The following is a 26276-nucleotide window of genomic DNA, read 5'->3' on the forward strand; positions in this document are numbered from 1 at the left end:
TCTGCGAGCCTCGGGGGTCCGGGCGACGGGGATTCCATTGTCAGGTGAGCCAAGCATCACGATGTCCCGTTGCTGTTCGGGCTGTCGTTTTAGGCTTGCTTTGTAACGGGAACGCGAACCTTGCGTGTTAAGCTGGCAGTATCTGCCAACCAGTTGTCACGGCGCGCGTGGCGTGCTGCGGCTCGAGAAGATATGTGAGTTGCCACTCGAACCCGCATTTTTCCCGTCGTAAATCCTTGATCTGTCATCGTAGCGTGCCGCCCACGCTCATTCCGAGTCAAATCAATCGCGTTGCCTTGCGCGTATGGGTGTCAGTCCCCAGCATGCCGAGCCCGCAATTAGCGCTTGAGCCTCTCACCCGCTTGATCGCGGCCGCGCTCCTGCGGCATGACCCGGTGTCGACCTCTGGTCGGTCCGGTAGTGCCGGGGTCCTTCGGGGCCGAAGCCATCCGTGCATCTCCGGTCTGATGACCTGCGGGTGGTGCTGCGGCGGGTTTTCCAAAGTCGGCAAGGACAACTTCGGCTGCTCGACGGCCCGCAACAAGGGCGCGGCGATCTGCACCAACCGGATGACCATCCGGCGCGACGATCTCGAAAGCGCTGTTCTGAACGCCCTTGAGCACCATCTGATGGACCCGGCCGCCGTGGAACTGTTCTGCGAAGAATATGCCGCCGAGCGGAACCGGCTCCGCGCCGAAGCCGATGCCGGTCGGGCGGAGCTCGAGAAGGAGTTGCGCCAGGTCACAAGGCTGGTCGATGCGATCATCGCCGGTATCCCGCCCGAGCAGGTCAGGGACCGGATGATCGCGCTGGACACGCGAGGGAAAGAGCTCCACCGCCTTCTGGAGGACGCACCCGCCCCTGGCCCGGTGCGGTTTCATCCGTCGATGGCAAAGACCTACCGCGATCGCGTCGCGGCCCTGATCCGCGGCCTGGGCCAGTCGGAGGGCGCCGAGGAGGCAAAAGAGGCACTCCGGGGGCTGATCGACAGGATCGTGCTGGTGCCGGTGGAGACGGCCGAGGGCGCCTCGCGCCTGGTGATCGACCTGCAGGGCGACCTTGCGGGTCTGCTGAGCCTGGCGACGAGCCGACGCATAGCTCCCGCAACCAGCACCAGAAACGCCAAAGCCCCCGGCGGTGTTGCGGGGGCTGTTGATATTGTTGGAGAATTAGTGTTGGTTGCGGGGGCACGCTTCCAGAAATACTCGCCTTTGTATGAAGCCGTCTCTCCCGCTCCCAGGCTGCTTGTCGCCTAGAGCAGCCCTTGCCGGTGCGTCGTCTCCTCGACCCGATCACTGAATGCCTTCGGCTCCTTAGCCGGAGAGGCGGAAACCGTTGCTTCCGGCCGCTCTGCATCCATGCTCTGTCGGGCTCCGCCAAGCAGGCGGCGACTGATCTCCCCAGGCTCGACGGACAGCGATGACAGGCTCTTCAGAGTTCAGGAGGGAGATGAGGGCGAAGATCGGGAAGCCTTCAGCGAACTGGCCGGACACATGCGGGAGATTGACGCCGGCTTCTCTCACCCGATCGCCCGTGGCGACGGCTCGGGCAGGCGCAGATGCGGGGTGGGTCTCGGCAATTCGATACCAATAGCCACGATCATCGTGCAGGTCATAGCTCCCTAAACTCTTCCTCCCTGCACCCAGACCCCCCGCACTGCGCCCGCCGCCCCGACCCGCGTCACCCGGATGGCATCGGCACGAGCGCCGATCTCGAGCCTTCCCCGGTCGTGCAGGTCGGTGGCGCGGGCGGGAGCCGAGGTCACGGCGGCGATGCCCCGCGCCGTGTTCCCCCAGAGGTCGCCCAGCATCAGCGCTGCGGTCAGCAGCGACGAGGGCACGTAATCCGAGGACAGGATGTCCAGGAGCCCCTCGCCCGCCAGTTCCGCCGCCGCGACATTGCCGCTGTGCGAGCCGCCCCGGATGAGATTCGGGGCGCCCATCATCACCAGGATGCCGTGGTCGTGGCAGGCGCGGGCGGCCTCGGCGGTGGTCGGGAACTCGGCGAAATGGACGCCGTGGCCGGCACTGACCGCGACCTGGCCCGCCGTCGTGTCGTCGTGACTGGCCAGCGTCGCGCCATAGCGGCGGGCCTCGGAGACCACGGTCGCCTCGTGCCTGGCGCCCACGCGTTCCTTCAGGGCGGTCATGTGCAGGACATGGGCCTTGAAGGCCTCGTCTGTCATGGCGTATTTGCCGGTGTAATAGTCGCGCAGCTTGGACAGGTCGCGGAACTGCCGCTCGCCCGGCGTGTGATCCATCAGGCTGACAATGCCGACACGGTCGTCGGGGCCGAACTTGGCCATCTCGGCAACCAGCGTCTCGGAACAGACCTCGGCCCGCAGATGCAGGAAATGGCTGATCCGCAGCGCGCCCCTCCCCCGCAGATCCATGATCTCGGTGGCCAGCGCACGGGCGTATTCGCCGTAGTTGGCGTCGGCGTCCGACACGACCGATCCCACCCGCAGCGCGTCGAAGACGGTGGTGATGCCCACCCCGGCAAGCTCGGCGTCATGGGCGACGATTGCAGCCTGATGCGGCCAGTTCACCTTGGGCCGAGGCTGCAGGTGGCGTTCCAGGTTGTCGGTGTGCAACTCGATCAGGCCGGGCATGACCAGGTCGCCCTCGCAGTCGATCGCGCCGGGGGGCACCTGCGTGCCCTGGGCGATGTCGGCGATGCGGCCGTCCACCATGCGGACTTGGCCGCTGATGGTTTCCTCCGGCAAAACGAGGCGAGCATTCGCAAGGATTGTCTCGGTCATCGGGGGTCGTCCTGTGTTGTCCTTTGAGCCGCCGCGTCCAACGCGGCCAGCAGCCGCGCCACGCCGTGCTCGGGGGTCGAGTCGTTCATGACGGTTGCAGCCTCGATTCCGTCGGGCAGGTCGAAGTCGGCGCGGTCCAGCCGCTCGGAGATGTCGCCAGGCGTCTCGCGCCCGCGCGCGGCCAGTCGTCGGGCCAGAACCTCGGGCGGCGCAGTGACGACAATCACCCGCAGGTCGGGAAAGACCACCTGCGCCCGCGCCAACGCCGCACGGCTGCCGTTGAAGATCACGTCGCCGCCGCCCTGCACCTGCGCCTTGGGTATCCCGTAGCTGAGGCCATGCGCGCCCCAGTCCAGCGCAAACTCGCCTCGCCCCTTGCGGGCGGCGAATTCCTCGGGCGTGACGCCCTCGAAATCCTCGCCGCCCGCCTCGGTCGGGCGGGTGATGACGCGGCGGACCAGCCGCAGGCCCGGACGCGCCCGCAGCGCGCCCCCGATCAGCGTGTCCTTGCCCGCGCCCGAGGGGCCGACCACCGCGAAGATCATGCCGCAACCTTCGGCGTGAAACCGGTCACGTCCACAAGGCGGTCGCAGACGCGGGCGCGGGCTGCCTCGTCGTGGAAGATGCCCAGGATCGCCGCGCCGCGCGCCTTGGCCTCCTCGATCAGCCGCAGCACGACCTCGCGGTTCGTCGCGTCGAGGCTGGCGGTGGGTTCATCCAGCAGCAATGCCGGATAGGGATGGGCGAAGCCGCGGGCGATGTTGACCCGCTGCTGCTCGCCGCCCGAGAAGGTGGTGGGAGACAGGCCCCACAGCCGTTCGGGGATATTCAGCTGGCGCAGCAGTTCGGCTGCCCTCGCCTTCGCCGTCTCTGGCGGAGTGCCAAGCGCCAGCAGCGGCTCGGCCACCACCTCCAGCGTCGGCACGCGGGGGACGACGCGCAGGAACTGGCTGACATAGCCCAGCCTGTCACGCCGCAGCGCGATGATCTCGCGCGGCGAGGCAGTCGCGACATCGATGCCCCCCACCATGATGCGACCGCCTGCGGCCAGGTAGTTGCCCCAGACCATCCGCATCAGCGTGGATTTGCCCGCGCCCGACTGGCCGGTCAAGCCGACGCATTCGCCGGGTGCGACCGAGAGCGAGGCACCCTCCATCACCGGGATCACCGCAGCGCCCTGGTTGTGCAGGGTGAAGGACTTCGACAGGTCTTCGATCAGGATCATCCGTTACACCTGCAGGACAGAGGACACGAGAATCTGGGTATAGGCGTGCTGCGGATCGTCCAGCACCTGGTCGGTCAGGCCCTGCTCGACCACCCTGCCCCCCTTCATCACCATCAGCCGATGCGCCAGCAGACGCACCACGGCAAGGTCATGCGTCACGATGATGACCGACAGCCCGAGATCGCGGACCAGCCCGCGCAGCAGGTCCAGCAGACGCGCCTGGACCGAGACGTCGAGCCCCCCGGTCGGTTCGTCCATGAAGACCAGCCGCGGCCCGGTGACGAGGTTCCGCGCAATCTGCAGCCGCTGCTGCATCCCGCCGGAAAACTGCGCCGGGCGGTCGTCGATGCGGTCGGCGGCGATTTCCACGCGGCCGAGCCAGTCCTGCGCCTGTTCGCGGATGCCGCCGTAATGGCGCGCTCCGACGGCCATCAGACGCTCGCCCACGTTGCCGCCTGCCGAGACGCCCATCCGCAGCCCGTCGCGCGGGTTCTGGTGGACATAGGCCCACTCGGTGCGCGACAGCCGGCGCCGTTCGGTTTCGGCCATCGCCAGCACGTCGCGGCGGTCATAGGTGATCGCGCCCTCGTCGGGCCGCAGATGTCCCGCCAAGCAGGAGAGCAGCGTCGATTTGCCCGAGCCGCTTTCCCCGACGATCCCCAGCACCTCGCCGGGATAAAGGTCGAAGCCCACATCCGCGCAGCCGATGCGTGAGCCATAGCGTTTCGTCAGCCCCTCGACCCGCAGCAGCGGCTGGTCGGAGGTGACCGCGACCCGTTCCATCATGCCCATCACGCCGCCCTTTCGTCGGTGCCAAGCCTGCCGACATGCCCTTCGGCCCGGCGGCTGGCGCAGTAATCGGTGTCGGAACAGACGAACATCCGCCCGCCCCTGTCGTCGGTGATCACCTCGTCCAGATAGCTGTCCGCGGCCCCGCAGAGGTCGCAATCATGGTCGGCCTTCGACGCCACGAAGGGATGGTCCTCGAAATCGAGGCTCACGACCTGCGTATAGGGCGGCACCGCGTAGATGCGCTGTTCGCGTCCCGCGCCGAACAGCTGGATCGCAGGGTTGTCCGACAGCTTGGGGTTGTCGAACTTGGGGATCGGCGAGGGGTCCATGACATAGCGCCCCTCGACCATCACCGGATAGGCATAGCTAGTCGCGATCTGGCCGTGGCGCGCGATGTCCTCGTAGAGCTTGACGTGCATGAGGCCGTATTCCTCCAGCTCGTGCATCTTGCGGGTCTCGGTCTCTCGCGGTTCCAAGAAGCGCAGCGGTTCCGGGATCGGCACCTGGTAGACGAGGATCTGACCCTCGGTCAGCGGCTGTTCGGGGATGCGATGGCGGGTCTGGATGACCGTGGCCTCGGTGGTGCGTTCGGTGACCGCGACTCCGGCCGTCCGCTGGAAGAACTTGCGGATGCTGACCGCGTTGGTGGTGTCGTCCGCGCCCTGGTCGATGACCTTCAGCCGGTCCTCGGGCGTCAGGCAGGCGGCCGTCACCTGCACGCCGCCGGTGCCCCAGCCGTAGGGCATGGGCATCTCGCGGCTGGCGAAGGGAACCTGGTAGCCCGGCACCGCGACGCCCTTGAGGATCGCGCGGCGGATCATCCGCTTGGTCTGTTCATCCAGATAGGCGAAGTTGTAATCGCTCACAGCAGCCCCCGTTCGGCCAAGTCAGTCTCAAGTGCCTCGGGCGTGGTGAAGACCACCGCGTCCATGCCGAAGGCGCGGGCGCCCGCGACATTCGCGGCGCTGTCGTCGATGAAGAGACACTCCGCCGGGTCCAGCCCATTGCGTTCGCACAGAAGGCAGAAGATCGCGGCATCGGGTTTCAGCAGCTTCTCCTGCCCCGAGACCACCAGGTCGCGGAACACGCGGCTCAGCCGGGGATGCAGGCGCTGGGCGTCGGGCCAGGTCTCGGCCGACCAGTTGGTGATCGCGTAAAGCGCATGGCCGCGCGCAGCCAGCCGGCCCACCAGCGCCCATGTGCCCTCGATGGGCTCGGCGATGGTTTCGGCGTGGCGCGCGGGATAGTCGGTCGCCGGATGGGCGCGCTCTCCGTGGCGGGCGCGGAGGTCGGCGCTCGCGTCAGCCCAGCTTCGGCCGCCGTCCTGAAGGCGGTTCCAGTCGTGGAAGCCCACCTCCTGAAGATAGGCTTCGATCAGCTCGGGGCTGTCGAAGTGGTCCGAGAAGGCGCGATGCAGGTCCCAGCGGACCAGGACGTTGCCGATGTCGAAGACGATGTTCATTCCGCAGCCTCCTGCACCGCAGCGGCAGCCTCGGCCCGCAACCGGCGGACGAGTTCCAGTTCCGCCTGGAAATCGACGTAATGCGGCAGCTTGATATGCTCGAGGAAACCGGTCGCCTGGATGTTGTCGCAGTGATACAGGACGAATTCCTCATCCTGCGCGGGGGCGCCGGTGAAGTCCTCGCCCAGTTCCTTCCAGCGCAGCGCCCGGTCCACGAGGCTCATGGCGATGGATTTCCGCTCGGACTGGCCGAAGACCAGCCCATATCCCCGCGTGAACTGCGGCGGCTCGGTCTTCGAGCCCTTGAACTGGTTCACCGTCTCGCATTCGGTCAGCTCGACCTCGCCGATCTCGACCGCAAAGCCCAGTTCGGGGATGTCCACCTCGACCGCGACCCGACCGATGCGAAGCTCGCCCACGAAGGCATGGGTGCGGCCGTAGCCGCGCTGCGTGGAATAGGCGAGCGACAGGACGAAGCCCTCGTCCCCCCGGGCCAGCGCCTGCAAGCGCAACGGGCGCGCGGCGGGCAGTTCCAGCGGCTCGCGCGTCAGGTCGGGTGGCGCCGTGTCGTCGCGCGGCTCGGCCTCAATCAGCCCGTCGCGGTTCAGGAAGCCCGTGACATGCGGCACCGGCTCGGGGATGGTGTCCTGCGTGGGCGCAGCCGCGACCTCGCCCTCGGCCGCGAGTTTGAAATCGAGAAGCCGGTGCGTATAGTCGAAGGTCGGCCCCAGCACCTGCCCGCCGGGCAGATCCTTGAAGGTGGCGCTGACCCTGCGGTCCACCGCCATCGCCGCCGTGTCCACAGGCTGCGAGGCGCCCAACCGGGGCAGCGTGGTGCGATACGCGCGGATCAGGAACACCGCCTCGATCAGGTCGCCGCGCGACTGCTTGATCGCCAGCGCGGCGAGGTCGGGGTCATAAAGCGAGCCCTCGGCCATGACGCGGTTCACCGCCAGCCGCATCTGTTCGCGGATCTGCGCGACGGTCAGTTCCGGGACGGCGGGATCGCCGCGGCGTTCTTCGGCCAGCCAGGCATGGGCGTTGTCGATGGCGCGCTCGCCACCCTTGACGGCGACATACATCAGGCGTCCTCCAGGCGGGTCGAACGGGGCAGCGCGGCAAGCCGGTCGCCGCAGGTCAGGATGCAGTCCCAGCCCAGCGGGAACAGCGCCCGGTTCGCCTGGAATGCCGCCGTCTCGGGCAGCGACAGCCGGGCCGCCTCGCGGATGCCGGGGCCGGTCAGGCGGGGGCCGTCCGCCTCAAGACGGTCGGCTTCCACGATCAGCGTGGCCGAGCGGTCGGGGTAGTCGGGCTGGCCAATGCGGAAGCGGGTGACGGGCTGCAGGTCCGCCCATGTCCCCACGGCGAAGGCCGCCTCCTCGGCGCCGGCTAGGGGGGCGCCGATGTGGAAGGCCACCCAGTCCCGCACCGCGGGGCAATCAACCGCGCCTGCGAGAAACAGCGGAGTCGTCGGGTCCGCCAGAACCAGCAGCGCCACGCCGGCGGCCGGCGACAGCGGCGCAGGGGGTGCGGCCCCTTCGACGCGGCGGATCGTGCCGGGGCGGGCCATCGCCTCCAGAATGGCGCGGAAGGCGCGGGCGCTTTCCACGGGGGCGTCGGCGAAACCGCCGGTCAGGGATTGCGCCTGCATCAGTCCTCTCCGCGCACGAGGGTGAAGAAATCGACCCGGGTCGCCGCGGCCTTGCCGGCGCGGGCGGTCCGCGCGGCCTTGGCCTCGGCGGCCAGCACCTCCAGCACCATGGCCCGGATGCGGGGCGCCGCGTCGGTCTGCATCAGCGAATCCGCCAGCGCGGCGCGGGTGGCATGGGCCTTGTCGCGCCCCTGCACCCAGGCGTGCCCCACCGCCCCGCAGTCCAGCCGGACCGAGCAGCGCGTCACCGTCATCTCGCCCAGGTTGAAGGGCGCCCCGGTCCCGCCCGTGCGGCCCCGGACCATCACCGCCCCGGTCTCGGGCGCGCGCAGGACCGCATGGGCGGCAAGGTCCGGCAGCAACTCGGCCAGGCGCGCAGGCGGCGCTTTGGCAAGGATGGCCATCCAGCCCTTCCTCTCGGTTTCAGTCACCTGTCTCGACATCTTGGCAAGTTGTCCAGTTCACTATACAACTAGACATCTTCTAGCCGAACCGCTGCACCGCCTCAACAACGGAAGTGTGAAATCTTGGTGACACAGGGCATGACGCGCATCCCTCTCTGGTCCTCGATCGCGGACACCCTGAGGGGCGAGATCGCGGAAGGTCTCTACCGCCCCGGCGACAAGCTGCCGACCGAGGCGGAACTGGCCGCCCGCTTCGGTGTCAACCGCCACACGGTGCGCCATGCGCTGGCGGCGCTGGCCCAAGACGGCACGGTGCATTCCCGCCGCGGCGCCGGCGTCTTCGTCACCGCCCGGCCGACGGATTATGCGCTGGGACGCCGGGTCCGCTTCAACCAGAACGTTGCCGCCTCGGGCCGCACGCCGTCGCGCCGCATCACCCGGCTGGAAACCCGGCCCGCCAGCGCCCGCGAGGCCGAGGCGCTGCGCCTGCCCCCCGCCGCCGAGGTCCATGTGATCGAGGGCATCTCGCTGGCCGACGGCCAGCCGCTTGCCTCGTTCCGCTCGGTCTTCCCGGCCTACCGCTTTCCGGGCCTGCTGGCGGCGATAGAGCGGCAGCAGTCGATCACCGCCGCATTGGCCGAATGCGGCGTGAGGGATTACACCCGCGCCGAAACCCGGCTGACGGCCAAGCTGGCGGATCCGGTGCTGGCCTTGGCGCTGCAGATCCCGCAAGGGGCACCCATCCTGCGATCGACTGCCGTGAACATCGACGCCGAGGGCCATCCGGTCGAATACGGCACGACCTGGTTCGCGGGCGACCGGGTGACGCTGACCGTCAGCCCCGAGAGCGCCTAGCCGTATTTCTCGAGAAAAGCCTCGGCCCTCATGCTGCGGAAATCCGGCAACGCCTCGCGCAGGCGCTGGTGGTCCCAGTTCCACCAGGCAAGCGCCAGCAACTGCTCGATCACCTCGGGCGCGAAGCGCGCCCGCAGCGGCACTGCCGGGCAGCCGGCGGCGATCATGAAGGGGTCCACGTCCTTCGTCACCACGGCGCCCGAGGCGACGATGGCCCCCGCGCCCAGCGTCACGTCGGGCTTGACGATGGCGCCATGCCCGATCCAGCAGTCCGGCCCCAGCGTGGTCCGCCGCGCCGCGCGGGCGGCGAAGAAGGTCGGGTCGTCCCGGGCATCCTCCCAGTAATAGGACGAGCGATACAGGAAATGATGCTGCGCCGCATGGGTCCAGGGGTGATCCGTCGGCCCGATCCGCGTCAGCGCCGCGATATTGGCGAAGCGCCCGACCGTGGTATTGGCGATATCCGCCAGCCGGTCGCAATAGGCATAATCGCCGAACGCCGAGTTCAGCACGCGCGACCCCTGCCCCACCTCGCAGTAAGCGCCAAAGGTGGAATTGGCGATCTCGCAACCGGGATGGACGAAAGGCTCACTGGCGGACAGTTTCGGCATCTGCGTCTTTCTTCTTCGTTCAAATATCCCGCGGGCTTCCGAGCGCCCGGAAAACAGTCCAGTGGACTGTTTTCGGCGAGGAAGGCCACGGCAGTGGCCCGGGGGCTCTAAGCCCCCGGTGCGGCGCCTCGGCACGTGCTTCAGCCGCCCCTGATGAGCCTTCTCCGCAGCCAGCCCGACAGGCTGTCCATCAGCATCACCATCAGCACGATCAGCACCATGTAATAGGCGACCTCTTCCCAGTCCTTCTGGGTCATGATCGCCTGCGTCAGCAGCAGTCCGATCCCGCCGCCCACGATCGCCCCGATGATCGTCGCGGACCGCGTGTTCGATTCCAGGTAATAGAGCACCTGCGACAGCAGCACCGGCACCACCTGCGGGATCACGCCAAAGCGCGCTTTCTGCAGGCCGCCCGCGCCGGTCGAGCGGACCCCCTCGACCTGCCTTTCGTCGATGTTCTCCAGCGCCTCGGAAAACAGCTTTCCGAAGGATCCGGTGTCGGTGATCAGGATCGCCAGCGCCCCGGTCATCGGCCCCGGCCCGAAGGCGCGGGCGAGGACGATGGTCCAGACCAGCGCGTCCACCCCCCGGATGAAATCGAAGACGCGGCGCAGGCCGAAGCGGGCCGCCCTGACCGGCATCATGTTCGATGCGGCCAGGAACCCCAGCGGCAGGGCGACCAGCGCGGCGCCCATGGTGCCGAGAAAGGCCATCAGCACGGTCTCGAACATCGCCCAAGCCACGTCCCCGTGCCGCCACATCTTGTTGGTCCAGAACTCGGACAGCATGTAGCCAAGGTTCGACCGCGCGGGATCGATCCGCTCGCCGCCCAGCGCCAGCGCGGCCAGCTCCAGCGGCCCCTTGCCGCGGAAGGGGCTATCCAACGTGAAGAAGAACAGCTCCCACCCCGGCTGATAGCGGAAGGTTTCCACCTTGGAGCGGGTGTAGTTGAAACGCCCCGCTTGGGTCGTCACCGCGATGCGGTTCTTCGAAACCGAGACCCCCTCGGGCAGCGGCTCGGGGGCGTCCAGCACCAGCCCGTCCTCGGTCGGGCGGATGCCGATGGTGCCGTAGCCCGGCACGACATAGCGCGCGCCCGCCGGATCATAGGTCACGACATGGCCGCCGCCGAGGTCGATGGTCGTCACCTCGCCCGCGACCGTCACCCAGTCGGGCAGCATCCCGGGCGGATAGGTGCCCTTGGCCTCGCCCTCGATCGCGACCGTCAGATCGCCCGAGCGGTTGTCGCGGGACACATGGGTCTTGTAGGACCAGAAGTCCGACAAAAGGATTGCCGCATTGTCCCAGCGCGCCCGCTGCGCGAGCCCCGCCACGTCGAAGGCAATAGCGGCATAGGCGAGATAGGCCAGGATCGCCGCCGGCACGGCCAGTGCCGTCAGCCTGCGGCGGGCAAAGCGGCGGACAATGCCCTGCGAAAGATCGGCGGCGGGCAAGGTGGCGGTCAGGGTAGGCATGGGCCTTAGCGTCCTTTTACCAGCCGCTCGCGGGCGCGGTCCGAAATGCGATCGATGATGACGATGGTGACGAACAGCAGCAGGAAGATCGCCACCACCTGGTCATAGCGCCCCTGCCCCCACTGCATCGCAAGCTTCAGGTCATGCCCGATGCCGCCCTCGCCCACGAAGCCCAGGATGGCGCTGGCCCGGACGTTGATCTCGAACCGCAACAGCGCATAGGAGAGCCAGTTCGGCGCGACCTGCGGGATCACGCCCAGCCACATCCGCTGCGACCAGTTGGCACCGACGGATTGCAGCCCCTCGACCGGCTTGGGGTCGGCGTTCTCGGCCACTTCCGAGAACAGCTTGCCCAAGGCGCCGGCGGTGTGGATCGCGATGGCGATGACCGCGGGGACCGGGCCGCCGCCGAGGATGAAGATCAGGACGAGCGCGATCACGATTTCCGGCACCGCGCGGAAGGCGTCCATGATGCGGCGAAACAGGGGCGTCAGCCGCGGCCAGCGCGACAGCCCACGGGTGGCCAGAAGCGACAGCACCGCCGCGCCCAGACCTCCCAGCAGCGTCGCCACCGCGGCGATGTTGACCGTCTCGACCAGCGAGGGGAGGAACTGCAGGATCCGACCGGGGATGGCCGCGCGGTTCGCCCAGGCCTCGGACAGCACCTCGGACGGGAAGGCCGTCAGCATCGGCAGGCCATCGAGGAAGCCGCCGGCGTTGCGCCCCTCGGCCAGCAGGAAGCCCGAGGCCATCAGTGCCACGAACAGCACCAGAAGGATGCCGCCATACATCCGCTTGCGGCGGGTCATCTCCAGATAGGCGGCGCGGATGTCAGGCTGACCAGCAGGCGGCAGCGGTCCGGTGGCGAGGGCTGTATCGGCCATGCGGTTCCCGAGAGATGGCAGAACGGAAAACGGCCGGCCCGCATCATGGGGACAGGCCGGAGAGGTATTACTGGCCTTCCTGCAGCTTGCGGGCGGAGATCACGCCCTCATAATCGGCGTGGGTGACAGGGACGAAGTCCTTCGCCTCGCCCGCCGCGACGTTGTAGGCGCAGTCCTTGTCGGTTTCCCACAGATCGGCGGTCAGCTGCGTGACCTTTTCCTTCACCTCCTCGGGCAGTGCGGCGCGCACTACCATCGGGCCTTCGGGGATCAGCTTCGAGCGCCAGATCTCGACCAGCTCGTTCATGTCGATCAGGCCCGCGTCCGCGGCCTTGCGGAAGGCGCCCGAGTTGTAGCCGTCCTCCCAGTTGCCCTGCCCATCGGCCCAGGACACGCCGGCGTCGAAATCGCCGTTCTGCACGCCGACGAGGGTCTGCTCATGGCCGCCCGACATCCGCACTTCCGAGAAGTATTCCTCGAGCGGACCATAGGCGTCGCGCAGCTCGGCGCCCGGCACCAGGTAGCCCGAGGTCGAGTTCGGATCGGCAAAGGCGAAGACCTTGCCCTTCGCGTCATCCATCGAGGCAATGCCGCTGTCGGCGCGGGCGACGCCGATGGAGTAGTAGCCGGTCGAGCCGTCCAGGTTCTGCTTGGTCAGCCGCACCTCGACCGCGTTCGGGTCGGTCAGATGGATCTTCGCATAGCCCGAGGCACCCAGCCAGGCGTAATCCAGCGTGCCGCCCAGCAGGCCCTGGATCACCCCGTCATAATCGGCGGGGGTGAAGACCTTGACCGGCACGCCAAGCGTTTCCTCGACCTTCGCCCGCAGGCATTCGCTGGAGGTCAGGCGGTCTTGGGCGTTCTCGCCGCCCAGGATGCCGATGTTGAACTGGGTGATCTCCTGGGCCGAGACGGGACCGGCCAGCGCGGTGGCGGCGGCCAGGACGGCAGTGAGGGTCTTCATGGGAAGCTCCATGGGTTGTGGCCCCCAGGCGGGAGCAATGGGTAAAGAGAGAAGAAGGGTCAGGCCAGCATCGCGTCCGCCCAGGCGCGGTCCGGCGCGCGGTCGGCGGGGATCGCGGTCGAGGTGGCGGCCTCGTTGAAATCGGCACCGGCGCCATAGATGTCGCGGGCGACGCCGGTCGAAAGCTGCTCGGGACGGCCGTCGAACACGATGCGCCCGTCGCGCATCCCGATCACCCGGTCGCAATAGCGCCGCGCGGTGTCCAGCGTGTGCAGGTTGGCGATCACCATGCGCCCGTCCTCGACATTGATGCGCTTGAGCGTGTCCATCACCACCTGCGCGTTCATCGGGTCGAGGCTGGCGATCGGCTCGTCCGCCAGGATGATCCGGGGGTCCTGCATCAGCGCGCGGGCGATGGCGACACGCTGCTGCTGGCCGCCCGACAGCGCCTCGGCCCGCTTGGGCGCCTGCTCGGCGATGCCCAGCCGGTCGAGGATGTCGAGCGCCCGCAGGATGTCCGCCCTGGACCACAGGCTGAACATCGTCTGCAGCGTCGAGCGGCGGTTGAGGATGCCGCAAAGCACGTTCGACACCACGTCCATGCGCGGGACCAGGTTGAACTGCTGGAAGATCATGGCGCATTGGGACTGCCATTCCCGCGCCGCGGCCCCGCGCAGCGCCAGCACGTCGCGCCCGTTCACCAGGATCTGCCCCGCGCTTGCGTCGGTCAGCCGGTTCATCATCCGCAGGAAGGTGGACTTGCCCGCCCCGGACCGCCCGATGATGCCCACGAAGGCCGGGCCGTCGACCGAGAAGCTGATGTCATCGACGGCCGCCTTGGCGCCGAACATCCGCGTCACCGATTTCACCTGCAGCATCTCTGTCCGTCCCGGTTCGATTTCGGGGGTGCTGATAAAGGCGGCAGGTGACGGATTTCTGGCAGATCCGTGAAAGCTGGATGACGATCCGCGATAAAATCATGGGCGCTGCCGCGGCCGAGCGCGCGGGGTCCGGCCGTGAAAGGGCCCGCAGTCCCGATGCGCGCGCCTGTCACGCAATCTTCAGCCGTCCGTCGCCTGACTGACACAGACTTGCATGATCGCTCTGCCGCCCCACAGCAGGAGAAATCATGTCTTCCCGTCTTCTTTCGGCCGCCTCGGCCCTTGCCCTCATGGCCGGCCCGGCACTTGCCGACAGCTTCAACCGCATCGCCACCTTCCCGGTCATCGCCAACATGGCCGCGGGCGAGGACAAGGCGCGGGCTTCGTCGGCCGAGATCATCTCGGTTTCGGAAGACGGCATGACGCTGATCTATACCGACAGCCCGCTTGGCGTCCTGGGACTGGTCGACATCACCGATCCGAAGGCCCCGAAGCCGCTCGGCAACGTGGCCCTGAACGGCGAGCCCAGCACAGCCCATATCATCGAAAAGCGCGCCTTCGTCGGTGTGAACACCTCGGAAAGCCGTGCCGCTCCGTCGGGCCGCCTTGCGGTGGTGGACCTGGACAGCAGGACCGAGACCGCGTCCTGCGATCTGGGGGGACAGCCGGATTCGGTCGCAGTGTCCAGGGATGGCAGCTTCCTGGCCATCGCCATCGAGAACGAGCGCGACGAGGACGCGGGCGACGGCGGCCTGCCGCAGATGCCCGCGGGCTTCCTCGTGAAGCTGCCGGTCACGGATGGAATGCCGGACTGCGCCGCGCTGCAGCGGATCGAGCTGACGGGCCTGGCCGGGATCGGCGCCGCGGACCCCGAGCCGGAGTTCGTCGACATCAACGAGGCCGGCGAGATCGTCGTCACGCTGCAGGAAAACAATCACATCGTGGTGGTGGGTGCGGATGGCGCGGTCGCCGCGCATTTCCCGGCGGGCGAGGTCGTCCTTAAAAATGTCGACACCCGCAGCGACGGGCGGCTGTCCTTTACCGAAACGACCGGCCCGATCCCGCGCGAACCCGATGGCGTCAGCTGGATCGCCAACGACCATTTCGTAACCGCGAACGAAGGCGACTGGAAGGGTGGCAGCCGCGGCTTCACCATCTTCCGCAGGGACGGAACCGTCGTCTACGAATCCGGCGCCGCGCTGGAGCGCGCCATTGCCGGGATCGGCCACTATCCCGAGAAGCGCTCGAAATCCAAGGGTGTCGAGATCGAAAGCATCGCCGTTTCCCGTTTCGGGGAAACGCCCTATCTGTTCGTCGTTTCAGAACGCGCCTCGGTGGTCGCGGTTTATGACCTGACCGATCCGGCGGCGCCGAAGCTGGTGCAGCTCCTGCCCTCGGGCGTCAGCCCCGAAGGGCTGGTCGCCATTCCCGCGCGCAACCTTCTGGTCACGGCGAACGAGGCCGACCTTGGCGAGGATGGCGGCGCACGGGCCCATGTGATGATCTACGAGCTTTCCGATGCCGCGCCCACCTATCCGATGCTGACCTCGGCCGGGACCGAGGGGCCGATCGGCTGGGGCGCCTTGGGCGCGCTGGCCTCGATCGCGGACAAGCCCGGCCATCTGGTCGCGGCCTCCGACAGCATCTACGGCACCATGCCCGCGCTTTACAAGATCGACACGACGCAGGCCCCCGCGCGGATCACCGGGCAGACCGTGATCACCCGGGATGGCGCCCCGGCGCAGAAGCTGGACATCGAGGGCATCACCGCCGATGGCAAGGGCGGCTTCTGGCTGGCCAACGAGGGCGATGCCGGAAAGCTGATCCCCCATGCCATCCTGCATGTGGACGAGCAGGGCGAGATCACGGAAGAAATCTCGCTGCCGGTGGAACTGCTGGCCCACCAGACGCGCTTTGGCGCCGAAGGCATCGCCCTGTCGGGCGACAGGCTCTGGGTCGCCATGCAGCGGGAATGGGGCGATGACCCGGAAGGCCAGGTCAAGCTTCTGGCCTATGACCTCGAGGCCGAGGAATGGGGCGCCGTCCGCTATCCGCTGGAGCAGAAGGGCGACGGGTGGATGGGCCTTTCCGAGATCGCGATCCGGGGCGACCATGCCTATGTCATCGAGCGCGACAACGTGATCGGCGACATGGCGCGGGTGAAAAAGGTCTTCCGCGTGGCGCTGGCGGACATGCAACCGGCCCCACTCGGCGGCGAACTGCCGCCGGTGACGAAGGAGGAGGTCCGCGACCTGATCCCGCAACTCAAGTCGCTGACCAACGGCTATGTCGTCGACAAGGTGGAAGGGCTCGCCTTCGATGCCACGGGTGACGCCTGGGTGATCACCGACAACGACGGCGTGGACGACAGTTCCGGCGAAACCCTGTTCTGGAACCTCGGCAAGCTGGACTGATACGAGCAGACCGCACGGGGCCGGGTCGGCACCGCCCCTTGCGGTCGAAAGGCGCACAGGGGAATGCCTGTTTCCTCTGCCGCCACGGCCCATGGTCACGCCGATGCCATGCGGCGCGACCGCCACCACTGTCCAGGCCGGCATCCCAAGCCCGGACGCTCCTCCCTCTCCCGTGACCTGCCCCGGCTGGCTCTTCCGGGTGCTTCGGGAAACTGACAGAAACCGGTGACAAGGACCTGCTACCAGCCCCCGATGACCGAGATCAGAATCGAAAACCTGTCGCGCCGTTTCGGCGCCACCCGTGCCGTGGACGCGCTGTCCGCGACACTGCCCGAAGGCAGCTTCACCGCGCTGCTCGGCCCCTCGGGCTGCGGGAAATCGACGCTGCTGCGGCTGATCGCGGGACTGGAGCGCCCGGACGCCGGCAGGCTCTGGCTGGGCGACCGCCTGGTCGCCGGGCCGGGGCGTTTCGTCGAGCCCGAGGCGCGGGCGCTGGGGATCGTCTTCCAGTCCTATGCGCTGTGGCCGCACATGACGGTCGCGGGCAACATCGGCTTCGGCCTGAACCGCCTGGCCCGGGCCGAGCGCGAGGCGCGCATCCGCGAGGCGCTGGCGATGGTGGGCCTTGACGGCATGGCGGGCCGCAAGCCGCATGAGCTGTCGGGCGGGCAGCGGCAGCGGGTGGCCCTGGCCCGCAGCCTTGCCGCGCGCCCGCGCATCCTGCTGCTGGACGAGCCGCTGGCCAACCTCGACGCGCATCTGCGCCAGACCATGCTGGCCGAGTTCCGCCGCATCCATGCCGCGACCGGCTGCACCATGGTCTTCGTCACCCATGACCAGAACGAGGCCCTGGCCGTCGCCAGCCTCGTGGGCGTGATGCAGGCAGGGCGGCTGGAACAGCTGGGCAGCCCGCAGGAGCTTTACGACCGGCCGCGCACCGAGATGGTCGCTCGCTTCATCGGCCATGGCCGCACCCTGCCGGTGATGGTGACGGCGCGCGCCGGCAACCAGTGCCAGGTCGCCATCGGCCCGCATCGGACCACGCTGCCGGGCCTTGCGCCGCCGGGGCCGGCGTGGCTCTGCCTTCACGCTCGCGATCTTGCCGTGATCCCACAGGGCTTGCCCGCGCGGATCGCCGCCGTCCGCTTCGAGGACGGGTTCTCCGTGGCCGACGTCCTGCTGGACGACCTGCCCGAGGCCGAGCATCTGTCGCTGCGGCTGGACCGGCGGGCGGAAACCGGCGAACGGATCGGCCTTGCCCTTCAAGGCGGCTGGGTGCTGCCGCGCCGGTCGAGAGACCATGCGGCAGCTTACCCTGCGCCCTCGCTGATGCCGGAGCCTGCCTGATGCCCGAACTCGCCGCTCTGGGCGGCTTCGATGCCAAGGGCCCGGCCTGCTTCCTGCTGGAAATCGACGGGCGCCGGCTGCTGCTCGACCTGGGCCAGGGGCCCGACGGGGGCCGCCGTCCCGACCTGGAGGGCGTGGGGCCGGTCGATGCCATCCTGGTCTCGCACGGGCACGGCGACCATGTCGGGGCGCTGGACCTTGTCGAACGGCTGGGCAACCCGCCTATCCACGCGACCGCGCCGGTGCGGGCGCTGGCGGCCGATCCGCGGCTGCGGGATGCCCATGACCTGCCACGCGACGGCATGGTGGCCGGCGTGCGGATCGAAACCGGACGCGCCGGCCATGCGCCGGGCGCCGTCTGGATGCGGCTCGGCGGACCCGGGGGGCTGCTCTACTCGGGTGACTTCGCCGCCGCCTCGCGGCTGTTTCCAGTCGATCCCATGCGGCACGCGCAGGTGGCGGTGCTCGACTGTTCCTATGGCGTGCTGCCCGAGGCGCTGGACAGCCAGACCCGGGCGCTGCTGGCCGCGATCGGCGCCGGTCCCTGCCTGCTCCCTGCCCCGCCCGCCGGGCGCGGGCTAGAACTTGCGCTTGCCTGCCTAGAGGCCGGCCCGTCGGTCAGGCTTTGCGACCAGACGCGCCATACGGCGGAGGTGCTACGCGGCTTCGGTGACTGGCTCACGCCCCCGGGGGCCAAGGCGCTGGAGCGGCTGCTGCATCACGCCGGCCCGCTCGACCCCGAGGGCCCGCTGGCAGACGTGATGATCGCGGGTGGTCCGAACTGCGGCAGCGGCGCGGCGCAGGTGCTGGGCCCGCGCGCGATTGCGGCGGGCGTGCCGCTGATCTTTACAGGCCATCTGTCGCAGGGCTCGCCCGCGGCAGGCTGGGTCGCCGAAGGCCGGGCCCGCCGCATGGGCTGGAACGTCCATCCCGACCGCGCGACGCTGTCCCGCGCGCTGGAACAGGTCCGCCCCACCCGGGCCCTTGCCGGTTTCGCGCCGCCCGACAGGCGCCGTGCTGTGGCGGCCGCCTTCCCTGGCATCCGCTGGTCCGACGACGGGCGCATCGCATGGTGATCCAGCCCGGCGGGTTCCTGTTCCTGCGCCACGGGGAAACCGAGGCCAACGCCGCCGAGCTGATCTGCGGCAGCACCGACCTGCCCCTGACCACCCGCGGCCGGGAACAGGCGCTGCAAGCCGCCGAGGCCCTTGCAGGCTGCGGGATCGCCCGGATCATCGTCTCGCCGCTGCTGCGGGCCCGCCAGACCGCCGAGGCCATCGCCGCGGCGACCGGCGCCCCGGTGATCCTGGCCGAAGGCCTTGCCGAACGGAACTGGGGCGAATGGGAAGGGGAGCCTCGCGCCATCCTGCGCCGCGACCGGACGCCGCCGGGCGGCGAATCCCCCGCAGCCTTCCGCACCCGCATCCGCAGCGCCTTCGCGGCCATCGACCTGGGCCAGCCGGTGCTGATCGTCGCCCATTCCGGCACCGACCGCGAAATCCATGCGGCGTTGACGCCGGCACCGCACCGGCGGATGGCGAACGCGGAAATCCGTCGCTGGTCGCCCTTCCCGCAATGGCACTGTCACGAATTCTTCAAGCCCCGCGCCTAAGGAGGCGCCGCACACCGACGACAGGATCCGTCCATGAACAAGATCAACTTCGCTGCCCTCGGGCTGGTCGCGCTTGGCGCCCCTGCCCTTGCTGCGCCCTCGGGCACGATCACCGTCTATACCTCGCAGCCGCAGGAGCAGATGGCGAGCGTCGTCGCGGCCTTCAACAAGGACTATCCGAACGTCCAGGTCGAGATCTTCCGCACCGGCACAACCGAGCTGATGTCCAAGCTGCAGGCCGAGTTAACCGCCGGTTCCACCCCCGCCGACGTGCTGCTGATCGCCGACGCCGTGGCGATGACGCAACTGAAGCAGGACGGCCGGCTGCTGGCCCATCCCGATGCGCCGGTCGAGGGCATCCCGGAAGCCGTCATCGACCCCGACCGGACCTTCTTCGGCACCAAGCTGATCACCACCGGCATCGTCTACAACACCGGCATGGTGCAGCAGCCGCCGAAAGGCTGGGACGACCTCAAGGCGCCCGAGGTCGCCGGTTCGCTGATCATGCCGAGCCCGCTTTATTCCGGCGCCGCCGTGATCCATGTCGGCACCATGGTCCAGCAGCCCCAGTTCGGCTGGGACTATTACGAGGCGCTGGCCGACAACGGCGCCGTCGCGGGCCAGGGCAACGGCACCGTGATCGAGGCCGTAGCGCGCGGCGAGAAGGCCTATGGCATCATCATCGAATACATGGCGATGAACGCGAAGAAGGACGGCTCGCCGGTCGATTTCGTCTGGCCGGAACAGGGCGTCAGCGCGATCACACAGCCGGTCGCGATCCTCAAGGACAGCGACAACGTGGAGGCCGCCAAGGCCTTCGTGGACTGGCAACTGTCCCGCGCCGCGCAGGAGCAGTCGGTGACCCAGGGCTATTTCCCGATCATCGGGGGCGTTGCCGCCCCCGAGGGCTATCCCGGCCCGACCGCGCTGACTATCCTTCCGCTGGATGCGGCCGCGCTGATGGCCGACGACCAGGCCAACAAGGAGAAATTCGCTGAGCTTTTCGGCGGCTGACATCCGCAGCCTTTACTGGCGCAGCCTTCACGGGCACAGGGTCCGCGGTCTGTGGATCGTGGCCCTTCTTGCCTGCTTCGTGCTCGTCACCGGCCTCGCGCCGCTGGTCCGGCTGTTCGCGCTGGCGCTTGGGCCGGGCGAAGGCGGCGAGGCCCTGGGGCTGCTGCGCGAAACCCTGTCGAGCCGCGCCTTCAACCGGGCGCTGGGAAACACGCTGACCGCCTCGGGCGGGTCGGTGCTGATCTCGGCGGCCTTGGGGACGGCGCTGGCGCTGGCAACGGGGCTGGCGCGGTTGCCGGGACGTGCGCTGCTCGGCTTCCTGGCGCTGTCGCCGCTGCTGATTCCCTCGCAGATCATGGCGCTGGCCTGGATCGAGCTGATGGGCAGCGGCTCGGCCGTGCTGGGCGCGCTGGGGCTGGCGCCCGCACCCGGGTCGCGCAACCCGCTTTATTCCGGCGCGGGTGTCGCCTGGCTGATGGGGATCGAGCACATGCCGCTGGTCTTCATCGCCGCCCGCGCAAGCCTTTCGGGCCTGCCGCTGGACCTGATCGAGGCCGCGCGGATCAGCGGCGCGGGATCGGCCCGCATCCTGCGCTGCATCGTCCTGCCGTTGACGCTGCCCGCCATCGCCGCCGGGTCGGTGCTGGCCTTCGCCGGTGCGGTGGGCAATTTCGGCGTCCCGGCGCTGCTGGGGATTCCCGGGCGCTTTCCGGTGCTGACGACGCTGATCTACCAGCGGCTGAACGGCTTCGGCCCCGGCGTGATCGGCTCGGTCGCGGCCATGGCACTGGTGCTGGTGGCGCTTGCGGCAGGCGCGCTGGTCCTGCGGCATCTCGTCGTGCGCCGGACGGCGGTGCCGGTCACGGCCGGTCGCAGCTTTGCCGGCTTTGAGACCGGCCCCTGGCGCTGGCCGCTGGCGGCGGCGGTCTGGGCGGTGCTGCTGGCGCTGTCGGTCCTACCCATCCTCGCGCTGACGACCACGGCGCTGCTTCCCGCGCTGGGTGTGCCCTTCGGGTTTGAGACCGCAACCCTGCGGAACTTCGAATCGGCCCTCGCCAGTCCGGCAATCCGACGAGCCTTCGCCAATTCCTTCCTGCTCGCCGGGGCTGCGGGCCTCGTCTCGGCGCTGGTTGCCCTGCCGCTCGCCTGGCTGGCGCTCACCGCCCGCAACCCGCTGGCCCGCGCCCTGAGCTGGCTGGCGGAGCCCGCCTATGTGGTGCCGGGCACGGTGCTGGCCCTGGCGATGATCCTTGCCTACCTGCGCCCGCTGCCGCTACTGGGCTTCTCGATCTACGGGACCGGCGCGATCCTGCTGGTCGCCTATCTCGGACGCTTCCTGCCCGTCTCGCTGCGCCCGGTCGAGGCGGCGCTGTCCGCCCTGGACCCGGCGCTGGACGAGGCCGCGCGCATCCACGGCGTCTCGCCCCTGCGGCGGATGCTGGGCATCGCGGGCCCCGCGGCGCTGCCCGCCGCCGCGGCCGGGGCGTTGGTCATCTTCATGACCGCGATCAACGAACTGACCCTGTCGGCCCTGTTGTGGTCGGCGGGCAACGAGACCATCGGCGTGCAGATCTTCTCGCTGCAATACGAGGGCAACTCGACCGCCGCGGCGGCTTTGTCGGTTTTGGCGCTGGCCGCCGTGGCGATCCTGGTGCTGGTTGCCGACCGGCTGGGCCGCAGCCTGCCGCCCGGGACCCTGCCCTGGCGGGCGGATTGACCGCGACCATCGGGCTGTCGTGAAGGTGACCTGCCACGGGTCTTTCATCCAGCCGCGACCGGAGCCCGGTTTGTGTTTACGGTGGTCGGTGCAGGGTGAGCAATCGCCCGACGCACGGAGCTTTCATCTCGCGCAGCGGGGCGGGCGATTGCGGTGGTCAGGGACCGCGCATAGTCAGCCGGGGTCTGGTAGTCTAAGGCCGAATGGGGGCGTTCGGTATTGTAGTCTGCAGCCCAGGCCGCGATCACAACACGGGCATGAGCCAGGTTGCGGAACATGGTCTCGTTGAGCAGCTCGTCGCGCATCCGACCGTTGAAACTTTCGACAAAACCGTTCTGCATCGGCTTGCCTGGCGCGATGTAGTGCCATTCGACCTTGTGCTCGGAACACCATCGCAGGATGGCGTTACTGGTCAGTTCGGTCCCGTTGTCGCTGACAACCATGCCGGGCTTTCCACGACGCTCGATCAGGGCCGTGAGTTCACGCGCGACACGGCGCCCCGAGATCGAGGTGTCCGGGATTGCCGCGAGACATTCACGGGTGACATCGTCGACCACGTTGAGCACCCGGAAGCGCTGGCCGCTGGCGAACTGGTCGTGGACGAAATCCAGCGACCAGCGTGCGTTGGGTCGCGCCTCGACCAGGATCGGGGCTCGGGTGCCGACTGCCTTGCGTCGGGCCTTCCGCTTGCGCACCGTCAGCCCCTCCTCGCGGTAGAGCCGATAGATCCTGTTGATCCCCGAAGGCTCGCCCTCGCGGCGCAACAGGACGAAGAGCCGCCGATAGCCGAACCGCCGGCGCTCGTTGGCCAAGTCCCGTAACCGCCCGCGCAGCACGGTATCCGGCGCACGCTGCGCCAGATAGCGGATCATCTTGCGATCCGCCCCAGCGATCCGGCACGCCCGCCGTTCCGAGAGCCCAAGCAGGGACCTCAAGTGCGCGACCGCCTCGCGCTTCACGGCAGGCGTCACCACTTTTTTGAAACCAGCTCCTTCATCGCGGCGAGATCGAGCATCTGTTCAGCCAACAGCTTCTTCAGCTTGGCGTTCTCATCCTCGAGCGCTTTCAGCCGCTTTGCCTCCGACACCGTCATGCCGCCGAACTTGGCCTTCCAATTGTAGAAGGTGCCTTCCGACATGCCGTGCTTGCGGCACAGATCAGCGCACTTCGCGCCGGCTTCGTGCTCGGCCAGGATCCCGATGATCTGCTCGTCCGTGAATCTCATTCGCTTCATTGTCCGTCCTCGAGTTAGGGCGGACTCTAATAGGCGGTGGAGGAAAAATCCCATGGCAGGTCAACTGCCCACCAGTTTTCGTGGGGAGGCCGCCCGTGCTGTCTGCAACATTGGCTGGATAAGCCGCTATGAGGGCTTGATCGGGAGGCCCGACAAGATCGTTGGCGGCGGGAAATGGGTCGCTCAGAACGGGTCCGGCCAAGAAGTCACAATTTCGTGTGTCAGTAAGCCATCGCGATCTTGGCGACTATCCCGGAGGGGTTCGGGACAGACCTCCGCCTTTGTTTGGGTCTTTATACCTTCATCGTTTAAAAGACGCGAGTTGGCTTATCCCAGCTTTTTGCTCGGATAGATGCATGTCGCCCGGTTGAAATGTTGAAATGCCGGGCAGCAGCAAAAGATCTGTTCAGCGGCTCGGATTGTTGCACAAACCCATTGGAGGATTCATCTCGAGAACCCGGTGTAATAGCTTGGCTGCATGAGCAGACGCCCACCCACCGAGCTACGAGACCCCGCACTGGCCGGCCTAGACCGAGGCAGGCCATCTGTATCAGACCTCCAGCTCACAGACCTTTTAGGAAATCGTCCAAAAATTCTGACACCGGTGTCACGCCGGTAATGAGCAAATGATCCCGAGCCCTGGTGCATGCAACGTATAGAAGATGCCGTTCAGTGTTGTAGACCTCCTCGAGATCCGCGTCATCAGCCACCTCTTCGATCCTTTCACTCTGCGGGATAACGTCCTCGTCGCAGGCCATTACCACAACGGAGCGAAACTCCAGCCCCTTAGCGAAATGCATCGTGCTGATTGCGACAGCGCCGTCTTCGCCCTCGACTTTTTCATTCAGTTCGATTGCGCGGAGGCCGGCGGCCTTGACGGCGGCGCGCGCGCGTTTGAGCTGAGCGTCGCACCGCACGAATACGCCGATCTCGTTGGGCGCGCAGCCCTCGTTCAGCCTGTCCGCGATCCAGCCAGCCACTGTCTTCTGTTCATCCTCAACACCATCACACATCCTGACGGTCGGGTTTGGGCCATCAAACATGGAAACGGTGCCCCTGCGCCCCTCTGCGTTGCCGTCGACGTCCGATACGGTCGCTGGCAGGAGTCGGTCTGCGTGCAGGCGAATTTGATGCGAAGTGCGATAGTTGATCCGCAGCGTCGACGACCTGCCGCGGACATCGAGGCCCAGCGCCTTCCATGAAAAGGGCTGCTGGAAGATTCGCTGGCCCAGATCTCCGGCAAAGAACAGGCCGTCGCCGCGCCCTGCACCGAGCGTTGCAAAGAACCGCGCTTCAGCCACCCCGAGATCCTGCGCCTCGTCGATCACCGCGAAGTCGAAGGGACGTCTGCCGCCTTGCGCCAAATTATCGGCGAGCCGACCGAAGACGTCCGACCATGTCACAACACTGCGGTTAGTTAGTTCTCTGCGGACGCGCTCGAAGATCCTCCATAAGACTTCCCGCTGCCTGCCCCCGATCCGGGTCTTTCGACCCAGTCGAGACACGTCGCGATATGCCTCCCATGATCGCAGCTGCCACGCGTCTACGATGTCGCGCCATTCGGCCATGAGAAACTGGGGCGAGAAACAATGCCCCTCCAGTTCGGCCGAAGACTTCGAAATCAGCGAGGCCAGCAGTGCGTCGGAAGCGATTTGGGGTTGACCGAAACGCTCGGTGTAAAGGTCGTAGCCGACGGCCGAAACGGCCTTCACGACGATCCGAGCGGCGATCTCGGGATCGTTGCAGACGAGGGTGGCCAACTTGGCACGCAGGGAATTTGCGAGCGGCTTGGAGAAGGTTGTTAGCAAAACTTTGCCGGCGGGATCGACGCGGGCGAGGTGGACCGCCCGATGCAGCGCGACGATTGTCTTGCCCGTTCCTGCCGAGCCTGAGACCCGGGCAGGGCCCGCAAACGACCGTGTGACAAGCTCGTTCTGGGCGGGGTGCAGGAAAACAGCCCACTTGTCCCACGGGTAGTCCAAGGCCCGCTCAAGCTCCTCGGCGTTGGTGAGGATACGAAAGCGGCGTTGGGCGTCCGGGTACGAAGAAGGACTCCTCGTTGTAATCAGTGTCCAGCATCCACAGGGCGATGCCGTCTGTGCCTTCGCTCTGCACCTCGCCGGTCTGGGGCTTGAACACGTCCACGCCGAAGACCTGGACCTGCACCATGCCGTCGCCTGCATCGGTGATGCGGATGCCCTCGCGCCGCGCAAGCTTGGAGGCGGGAACGAAGTCGCTGTCGCCGGCGACGAGGATGATGGTGTCGGCCTGACGCTTTAGGCTGATCGAGGCGATGTCGACGCCGATCCGCATGTCGACCGCCTTCTGGCGGAAGCCGGGATAGAAGTCCTCGTCGGTGAGGTCGGCAGGTGTCCGCGTGCCCTTGAGGATGGCCTTTTGAGCCGCCTCGGAGAGGATCCACGACCGCTCCTTGCGGACCTGGCCGAGGCGCACGGCAAAGTTCGCGCGCCGGCGGAGGCGGTCAAACAGGGCGAGACGGAAGGTGGCCTGGTCGGACTTGGCGTAGTCTATGGCCTTGCCGCTGATGGGAAGGTGGCCCTTAGCCATGTAAGGAAGTGCGTCGTAGAAGAAGCAGCGATAGAGTAGGCTGTAGGGGTGGCCGGCCTTCTCGATCTTGTTGAGCTGCTTGAGATGGTTTTCGACCAATTGACCGATGGCGTCGTCGACCGCTTCGGCGTTCAACAGGTCGATGCCACGGCGGACGCGGCCGAGGCGCTTGAGAAAATAGCCGCCGTCGATGAGGATCGCTGCCTTCACAGGCGTGTCCCCCGGAAAAGAAAAAGCCCCAAGGGGTCAGCCATGCCCAGGATCGCGGGCTGGCTTACTGTGAAACGGCATGCAAGTTTGACCCCTATGTTGGGGTGATCGGCGTCCAAAAGTGACCCCCCTGATAATTCTGCTCAGAAGCTTTCCCAAAGGCATTGGGGGAGCAGTCAGGAGATGTTGGTTGTG

26 protein-coding genes are annotated in these 26276 nt (G+C 67.6%); 9 read left to right on the plus strand and 17 right to left on the minus strand.

What is annotated here, in order from left to right; all coding sequences use genetic code 11:
- Positions 1-467 precede the first annotated feature (467 nt).
- Entirely contained in the window at positions 468-1256 is a 789-nt protein-coding gene (locus tag IC63_RS11705) for a recombinase zinc beta ribbon domain-containing protein (protein WP_052042177.1), read from the plus strand.
- A gap of 365 nt (positions 1257-1621) precedes the next feature.
- On the opposite strand, the gene IC63_RS11710 is transcribed toward IC63_RS11705, so the two are convergent.
- From IC63_RS11710 to phnG, 9 genes are read right to left on the minus strand one after another with little or no spacing between them, the layout of a single operon-like run.
- Positions 1622-2761, minus strand: a complete 1140-nt coding sequence (locus IC63_RS11710; RefSeq protein WP_036720589.1) for an alpha-D-ribose 1-methylphosphonate 5-triphosphate diphosphatase — start codon at positions 2759-2761, stop codon at positions 1622-1624.
- Positions 2758-3306: a phosphonate metabolism protein/1,5-bisphosphokinase (PRPP-forming) PhnN gene (gene phnN, locus IC63_RS11715; RefSeq protein WP_036720593.1), complete on the minus strand. Its 549-nt coding sequence runs from the start codon at positions 3304-3306 to the stop codon at positions 2758-2760. Before phnN ends, IC63_RS11710 begins: the two co-directional genes overlap by 4 nt.
- Positions 3303-3986: a phosphonate C-P lyase system protein PhnL gene (gene phnL / locus IC63_RS11720; RefSeq protein WP_036720596.1), complete on the minus strand. Its 684-nt coding sequence runs from the start codon at positions 3984-3986 to the stop codon at positions 3303-3305. The genes phnN and phnL overlap by 4 nt, the downstream gene beginning before the upstream one ends.
- Positions 3987-3989: 3 nt before the next feature.
- Positions 3990-4769: a phosphonate C-P lyase system protein PhnK gene (gene phnK / locus IC63_RS11725; protein ID WP_036720635.1), complete on the minus strand. Its 780-nt coding sequence runs from the start codon at positions 4767-4769 to the stop codon at positions 3990-3992.
- Between the two features lie 8 nt (positions 4770-4777).
- The gene (locus IC63_RS11730) at positions 4778-5644 is read right to left on the minus strand and encodes an alpha-D-ribose 1-methylphosphonate 5-phosphate C-P-lyase PhnJ (RefSeq protein ID WP_036720598.1); all 867 of its coding nucleotides are present in this window, start codon (positions 5642-5644) and stop codon (positions 4778-4780) included.
- A complete protein-coding gene (locus tag IC63_RS11735) occupies positions 5641-6240 on the minus strand; it encodes an HAD family hydrolase (RefSeq protein ID WP_036720601.1) in 600 nt (199 codons plus the stop codon). The genes IC63_RS11730 and IC63_RS11735 overlap by 4 nt, the downstream gene beginning before the upstream one ends.
- Complete coding sequence (locus IC63_RS11740) at positions 6237-7322, minus strand: carbon-phosphorus lyase complex subunit PhnI (protein WP_036720603.1); 1086 nt, start codon at positions 7320-7322, stop codon at positions 6237-6239. Before IC63_RS11740 ends, IC63_RS11735 begins: the two co-directional genes overlap by 4 nt.
- On the minus strand, positions 7322-7891 hold the full coding sequence (gene phnH, locus IC63_RS11745) for a phosphonate C-P lyase system protein PhnH (RefSeq protein ID WP_036720605.1): 570 nt from the start codon (positions 7889-7891) through the stop codon (positions 7322-7324). The genes IC63_RS11740 and phnH overlap by 1 nt, the downstream gene beginning before the upstream one ends.
- The gene (gene phnG / locus IC63_RS11750) at positions 7891-8334 is read right to left on the minus strand and encodes a phosphonate C-P lyase system protein PhnG (protein ID WP_036720608.1); all 444 of its coding nucleotides are present in this window, start codon (positions 8332-8334) and stop codon (positions 7891-7893) included. Before phnG ends, phnH begins: the two co-directional genes overlap by 1 nt.
- 99 nt (positions 8335-8433) lie before the next feature.
- On the opposite strand from phnG, the gene phnF reads away from it, so the two are divergent.
- Positions 8434-9150 carry a phosphonate metabolism transcriptional regulator PhnF gene (gene phnF, locus IC63_RS11755; RefSeq protein ID WP_036720610.1) on the plus strand — a complete coding sequence of 239 codons (717 nt, stop codon included), beginning with the start codon at positions 8434-8436 and terminating at the stop codon, positions 9148-9150.
- Here phnF and IC63_RS11760 read toward each other — a convergent pair.
- The 5 genes from IC63_RS11760 to phnC form a co-directional block, all read right to left on the minus strand.
- A complete protein-coding gene (locus tag IC63_RS11760) occupies positions 9147-9761 on the minus strand; it encodes an LbetaH domain-containing protein (RefSeq protein ID WP_036720613.1) in 615 nt (204 codons plus the stop codon). The two genes, phnF and IC63_RS11760, sit on opposite strands and share 4 nt — an antisense overlap.
- 140 nt (positions 9762-9901) lie before the next feature.
- Positions 9902-11236, minus strand: coding sequence for a phosphonate ABC transporter, permease protein PhnE (phnE, locus tag IC63_RS11765; protein WP_052042182.1), 1335 nt, complete (start codon positions 11234-11236; stop codon positions 9902-9904).
- 5 nt (positions 11237-11241) lie between these two features.
- Entirely contained in the window at positions 11242-12120 is an 879-nt protein-coding gene (gene phnE / locus IC63_RS11770) for a phosphonate ABC transporter, permease protein PhnE (RefSeq protein WP_052042184.1), read from the minus strand.
- Between the two features lie 67 nt (positions 12121-12187).
- Positions 12188-13084 carry a phosphonate ABC transporter substrate-binding protein gene (phnD, locus tag IC63_RS11775; RefSeq protein ID WP_036720640.1) on the minus strand — a complete coding sequence of 299 codons (897 nt, stop codon included), beginning with the start codon at positions 13082-13084 and terminating at the stop codon, positions 12188-12190.
- A 59-nt stretch (positions 13085-13143) separates the two neighbouring features.
- Positions 13144-13962, minus strand: a complete 819-nt coding sequence (gene phnC / locus IC63_RS11780; RefSeq protein ID WP_036720617.1) for a phosphonate ABC transporter ATP-binding protein — start codon at positions 13960-13962, stop codon at positions 13144-13146.
- 47 nt (positions 13963-14009) lie between these two features.
- Between phnC and IC63_RS18155 the strand changes: the two genes are divergently transcribed.
- The 7 genes from IC63_RS18155 to IC63_RS11810 all read left to right on the plus strand — a co-directional run bounded on the left by IC63_RS18155 (position 14010) and on the right by IC63_RS11810 (position 22069).
- Positions 14010-14168, plus strand: a complete 159-nt coding sequence (locus tag IC63_RS18155) for a hypothetical protein (RefSeq protein ID WP_156965457.1) — start codon at positions 14010-14012, stop codon at positions 14166-14168.
- 45 nt (positions 14169-14213) lie between these two features.
- Positions 14214-16379, plus strand: coding sequence for an esterase-like activity of phytase family protein (locus IC63_RS11785; protein ID WP_036720620.1), 2166 nt, complete (start codon positions 14214-14216; stop codon positions 16377-16379).
- A gap of 252 nt (positions 16380-16631) precedes the next feature.
- The gene (locus IC63_RS11790; RefSeq protein ID WP_052042186.1) at positions 16632-17726 is read left to right on the plus strand and encodes an ABC transporter ATP-binding protein; all 1095 of its coding nucleotides are present in this window, start codon (positions 16632-16634) and stop codon (positions 17724-17726) included.
- On the plus strand, positions 17726-18802 hold the full coding sequence (locus IC63_RS11795; protein WP_052042187.1) for an MBL fold metallo-hydrolase: 1077 nt from the start codon (positions 17726-17728) through the stop codon (positions 18800-18802). Before IC63_RS11790 ends, IC63_RS11795 begins: the two co-directional genes overlap by 1 nt.
- Entirely contained in the window at positions 18796-19338 is a 543-nt protein-coding gene (locus tag IC63_RS11800; RefSeq protein ID WP_052042188.1) for a histidine phosphatase family protein, read from the plus strand. Before IC63_RS11795 ends, IC63_RS11800 begins: the two co-directional genes overlap by 7 nt.
- 33 nt (positions 19339-19371) lie before the next feature.
- On the plus strand, positions 19372-20352 hold the full coding sequence (locus IC63_RS11805) for an ABC transporter substrate-binding protein (protein ID WP_036720622.1): 981 nt from the start codon (positions 19372-19374) through the stop codon (positions 20350-20352).
- 58 nt (positions 20353-20410) lie between these two features.
- A complete protein-coding gene (locus IC63_RS11810) occupies positions 20411-22069 on the plus strand; it encodes an ABC transporter permease (RefSeq protein WP_052042189.1) in 1659 nt (552 codons plus the stop codon).
- 44 nt (positions 22070-22113) lie between these two features.
- Here IC63_RS11810 and IC63_RS11815 read toward each other — a convergent pair.
- From IC63_RS11815 to IC63_RS18850, 3 genes are all read right to left on the minus strand, one after another.
- A protein-coding gene (locus IC63_RS11815) for an IS3 family transposase (protein ID WP_156965458.1) occupies positions 22114-23303 on the minus strand; the annotation gives its coding sequence in 2 pieces (ribosomal slippage) (positions 22114-23051 and positions 23051-23303; 1191 coding nt in all).
- Positions 23304-23866: 563 nt separating this feature from the next.
- Positions 23867-25285 carry a 3'-5' exonuclease gene (locus tag IC63_RS11825; protein ID WP_232222597.1) on the minus strand — a complete coding sequence of 473 codons (1419 nt, stop codon included), beginning with the start codon at positions 25283-25285 and terminating at the stop codon, positions 23867-23869.
- A gap of 7 nt (positions 25286-25292) precedes the next feature.
- Positions 25293-26081 (minus strand): NYN domain-containing protein, encoded by a 789-nt coding sequence (locus IC63_RS18850; protein ID WP_052042190.1) that lies wholly within the window; start codon positions 26079-26081, stop codon positions 25293-25295.
- Between the last annotated feature and the right edge of the window lie 195 nt (positions 26082-26276).

Source organism: Paracoccus sphaerophysae, assembly GCF_000763805.1.
Classification (GTDB): domain Bacteria; phylum Pseudomonadota; class Alphaproteobacteria; order Rhodobacterales; family Rhodobacteraceae; genus Paracoccus; species Paracoccus sphaerophysae.

What these genes read in the sequence shown, in the direction of transcription:
- phnK (WP_036720635.1), bottom strand. Translation starts at nt 4,769, where the DNA reads ATGGAACGGGTCGCGGTCACCTCCGACCAGCCGCTGCTGCGGGTCGAG.
- phnN (WP_036720593.1), bottom strand. Translation starts at nt 3,306, where the DNA reads ATGATCTTCGCGGTGGTCGGCCCCTCGGGCGCGGGCAAGGACACGCTG.
- phnL (WP_036720596.1), bottom strand. Translation starts at nt 3,986, where the DNA reads ATGATCCTGATCGAAGACCTGTCGAAGTCCTTCACCCTGCACAACCAG.
- IC63_RS11785 (WP_036720620.1), top strand. Translation starts at nt 14,214, where the DNA reads ATGTCTTCCCGTCTTCTTTCGGCCGCCTCGGCCCTTGCCCTCATGGCC.
- IC63_RS11710 (WP_036720589.1), bottom strand. Translation starts at nt 2,761, where the DNA reads ATGACCGAGACAATCCTTGCGAATGCTCGCCTCGTTTTGCCGGAGGAA.
- phnE (WP_052042182.1), bottom strand. Translation starts at nt 11,236, where the DNA reads ATGCCTACCCTGACCGCCACCTTGCCCGCCGCCGATCTTTCGCAGGGC.
- phnD (WP_036720640.1), bottom strand. Translation starts at nt 13,084, where the DNA reads ATGAAGACCCTCACTGCCGTCCTGGCCGCCGCCACCGCGCTGGCCGGT.
- IC63_RS11795 (WP_052042187.1), top strand. Translation starts at nt 17,726, where the DNA reads ATGCCCGAACTCGCCGCTCTGGGCGGCTTCGATGCCAAGGGCCCGGCC.
- IC63_RS11735 (WP_036720601.1), bottom strand. Translation starts at nt 6,240, where the DNA reads ATGAACATCGTCTTCGACATCGGCAACGTCCTGGTCCGCTGGGACCTG.
- IC63_RS11705 (WP_052042177.1), top strand. Translation starts at nt 468, where the DNA reads ATGACCTGCGGGTGGTGCTGCGGCGGGTTTTCCAAAGTCGGCAAGGAC.
- phnE (WP_052042184.1), bottom strand. Translation starts at nt 12,120, where the DNA reads ATGGCCGATACAGCCCTCGCCACCGGACCGCTGCCGCCTGCTGGTCAG.
- phnG (WP_036720608.1), bottom strand. Translation starts at nt 8,334, where the DNA reads ATGTCGAGACAGGTGACTGAAACCGAGAGGAAGGGCTGGATGGCCATC.
- IC63_RS11760 (WP_036720613.1), bottom strand. Translation starts at nt 9,761, where the DNA reads ATGCCGAAACTGTCCGCCAGTGAGCCTTTCGTCCATCCCGGTTGCGAG.
- phnF (WP_036720610.1), top strand. Translation starts at nt 8,434, where the DNA reads ATGACGCGCATCCCTCTCTGGTCCTCGATCGCGGACACCCTGAGGGGC.
- phnH (WP_036720605.1), bottom strand. Translation starts at nt 7,891, where the DNA reads ATGCAGGCGCAATCCCTGACCGGCGGTTTCGCCGACGCCCCCGTGGAA.
- phnC (WP_036720617.1), bottom strand. Translation starts at nt 13,962, where the DNA reads ATGCTGCAGGTGAAATCGGTGACGCGGATGTTCGGCGCCAAGGCGGCC.
- IC63_RS11790 (WP_052042186.1), top strand. Translation starts at nt 16,632, where the DNA reads ATGACCGAGATCAGAATCGAAAACCTGTCGCGCCGTTTCGGCGCCACC.
- IC63_RS11800 (WP_052042188.1), top strand. Translation starts at nt 18,796, where the DNA reads ATGGTGATCCAGCCCGGCGGGTTCCTGTTCCTGCGCCACGGGGAAACC.
- IC63_RS11805 (WP_036720622.1), top strand. Translation starts at nt 19,372, where the DNA reads ATGAACAAGATCAACTTCGCTGCCCTCGGGCTGGTCGCGCTTGGCGCC.
- IC63_RS11740 (WP_036720603.1), bottom strand. Translation starts at nt 7,322, where the DNA reads ATGTATGTCGCCGTCAAGGGTGGCGAGCGCGCCATCGACAACGCCCAT.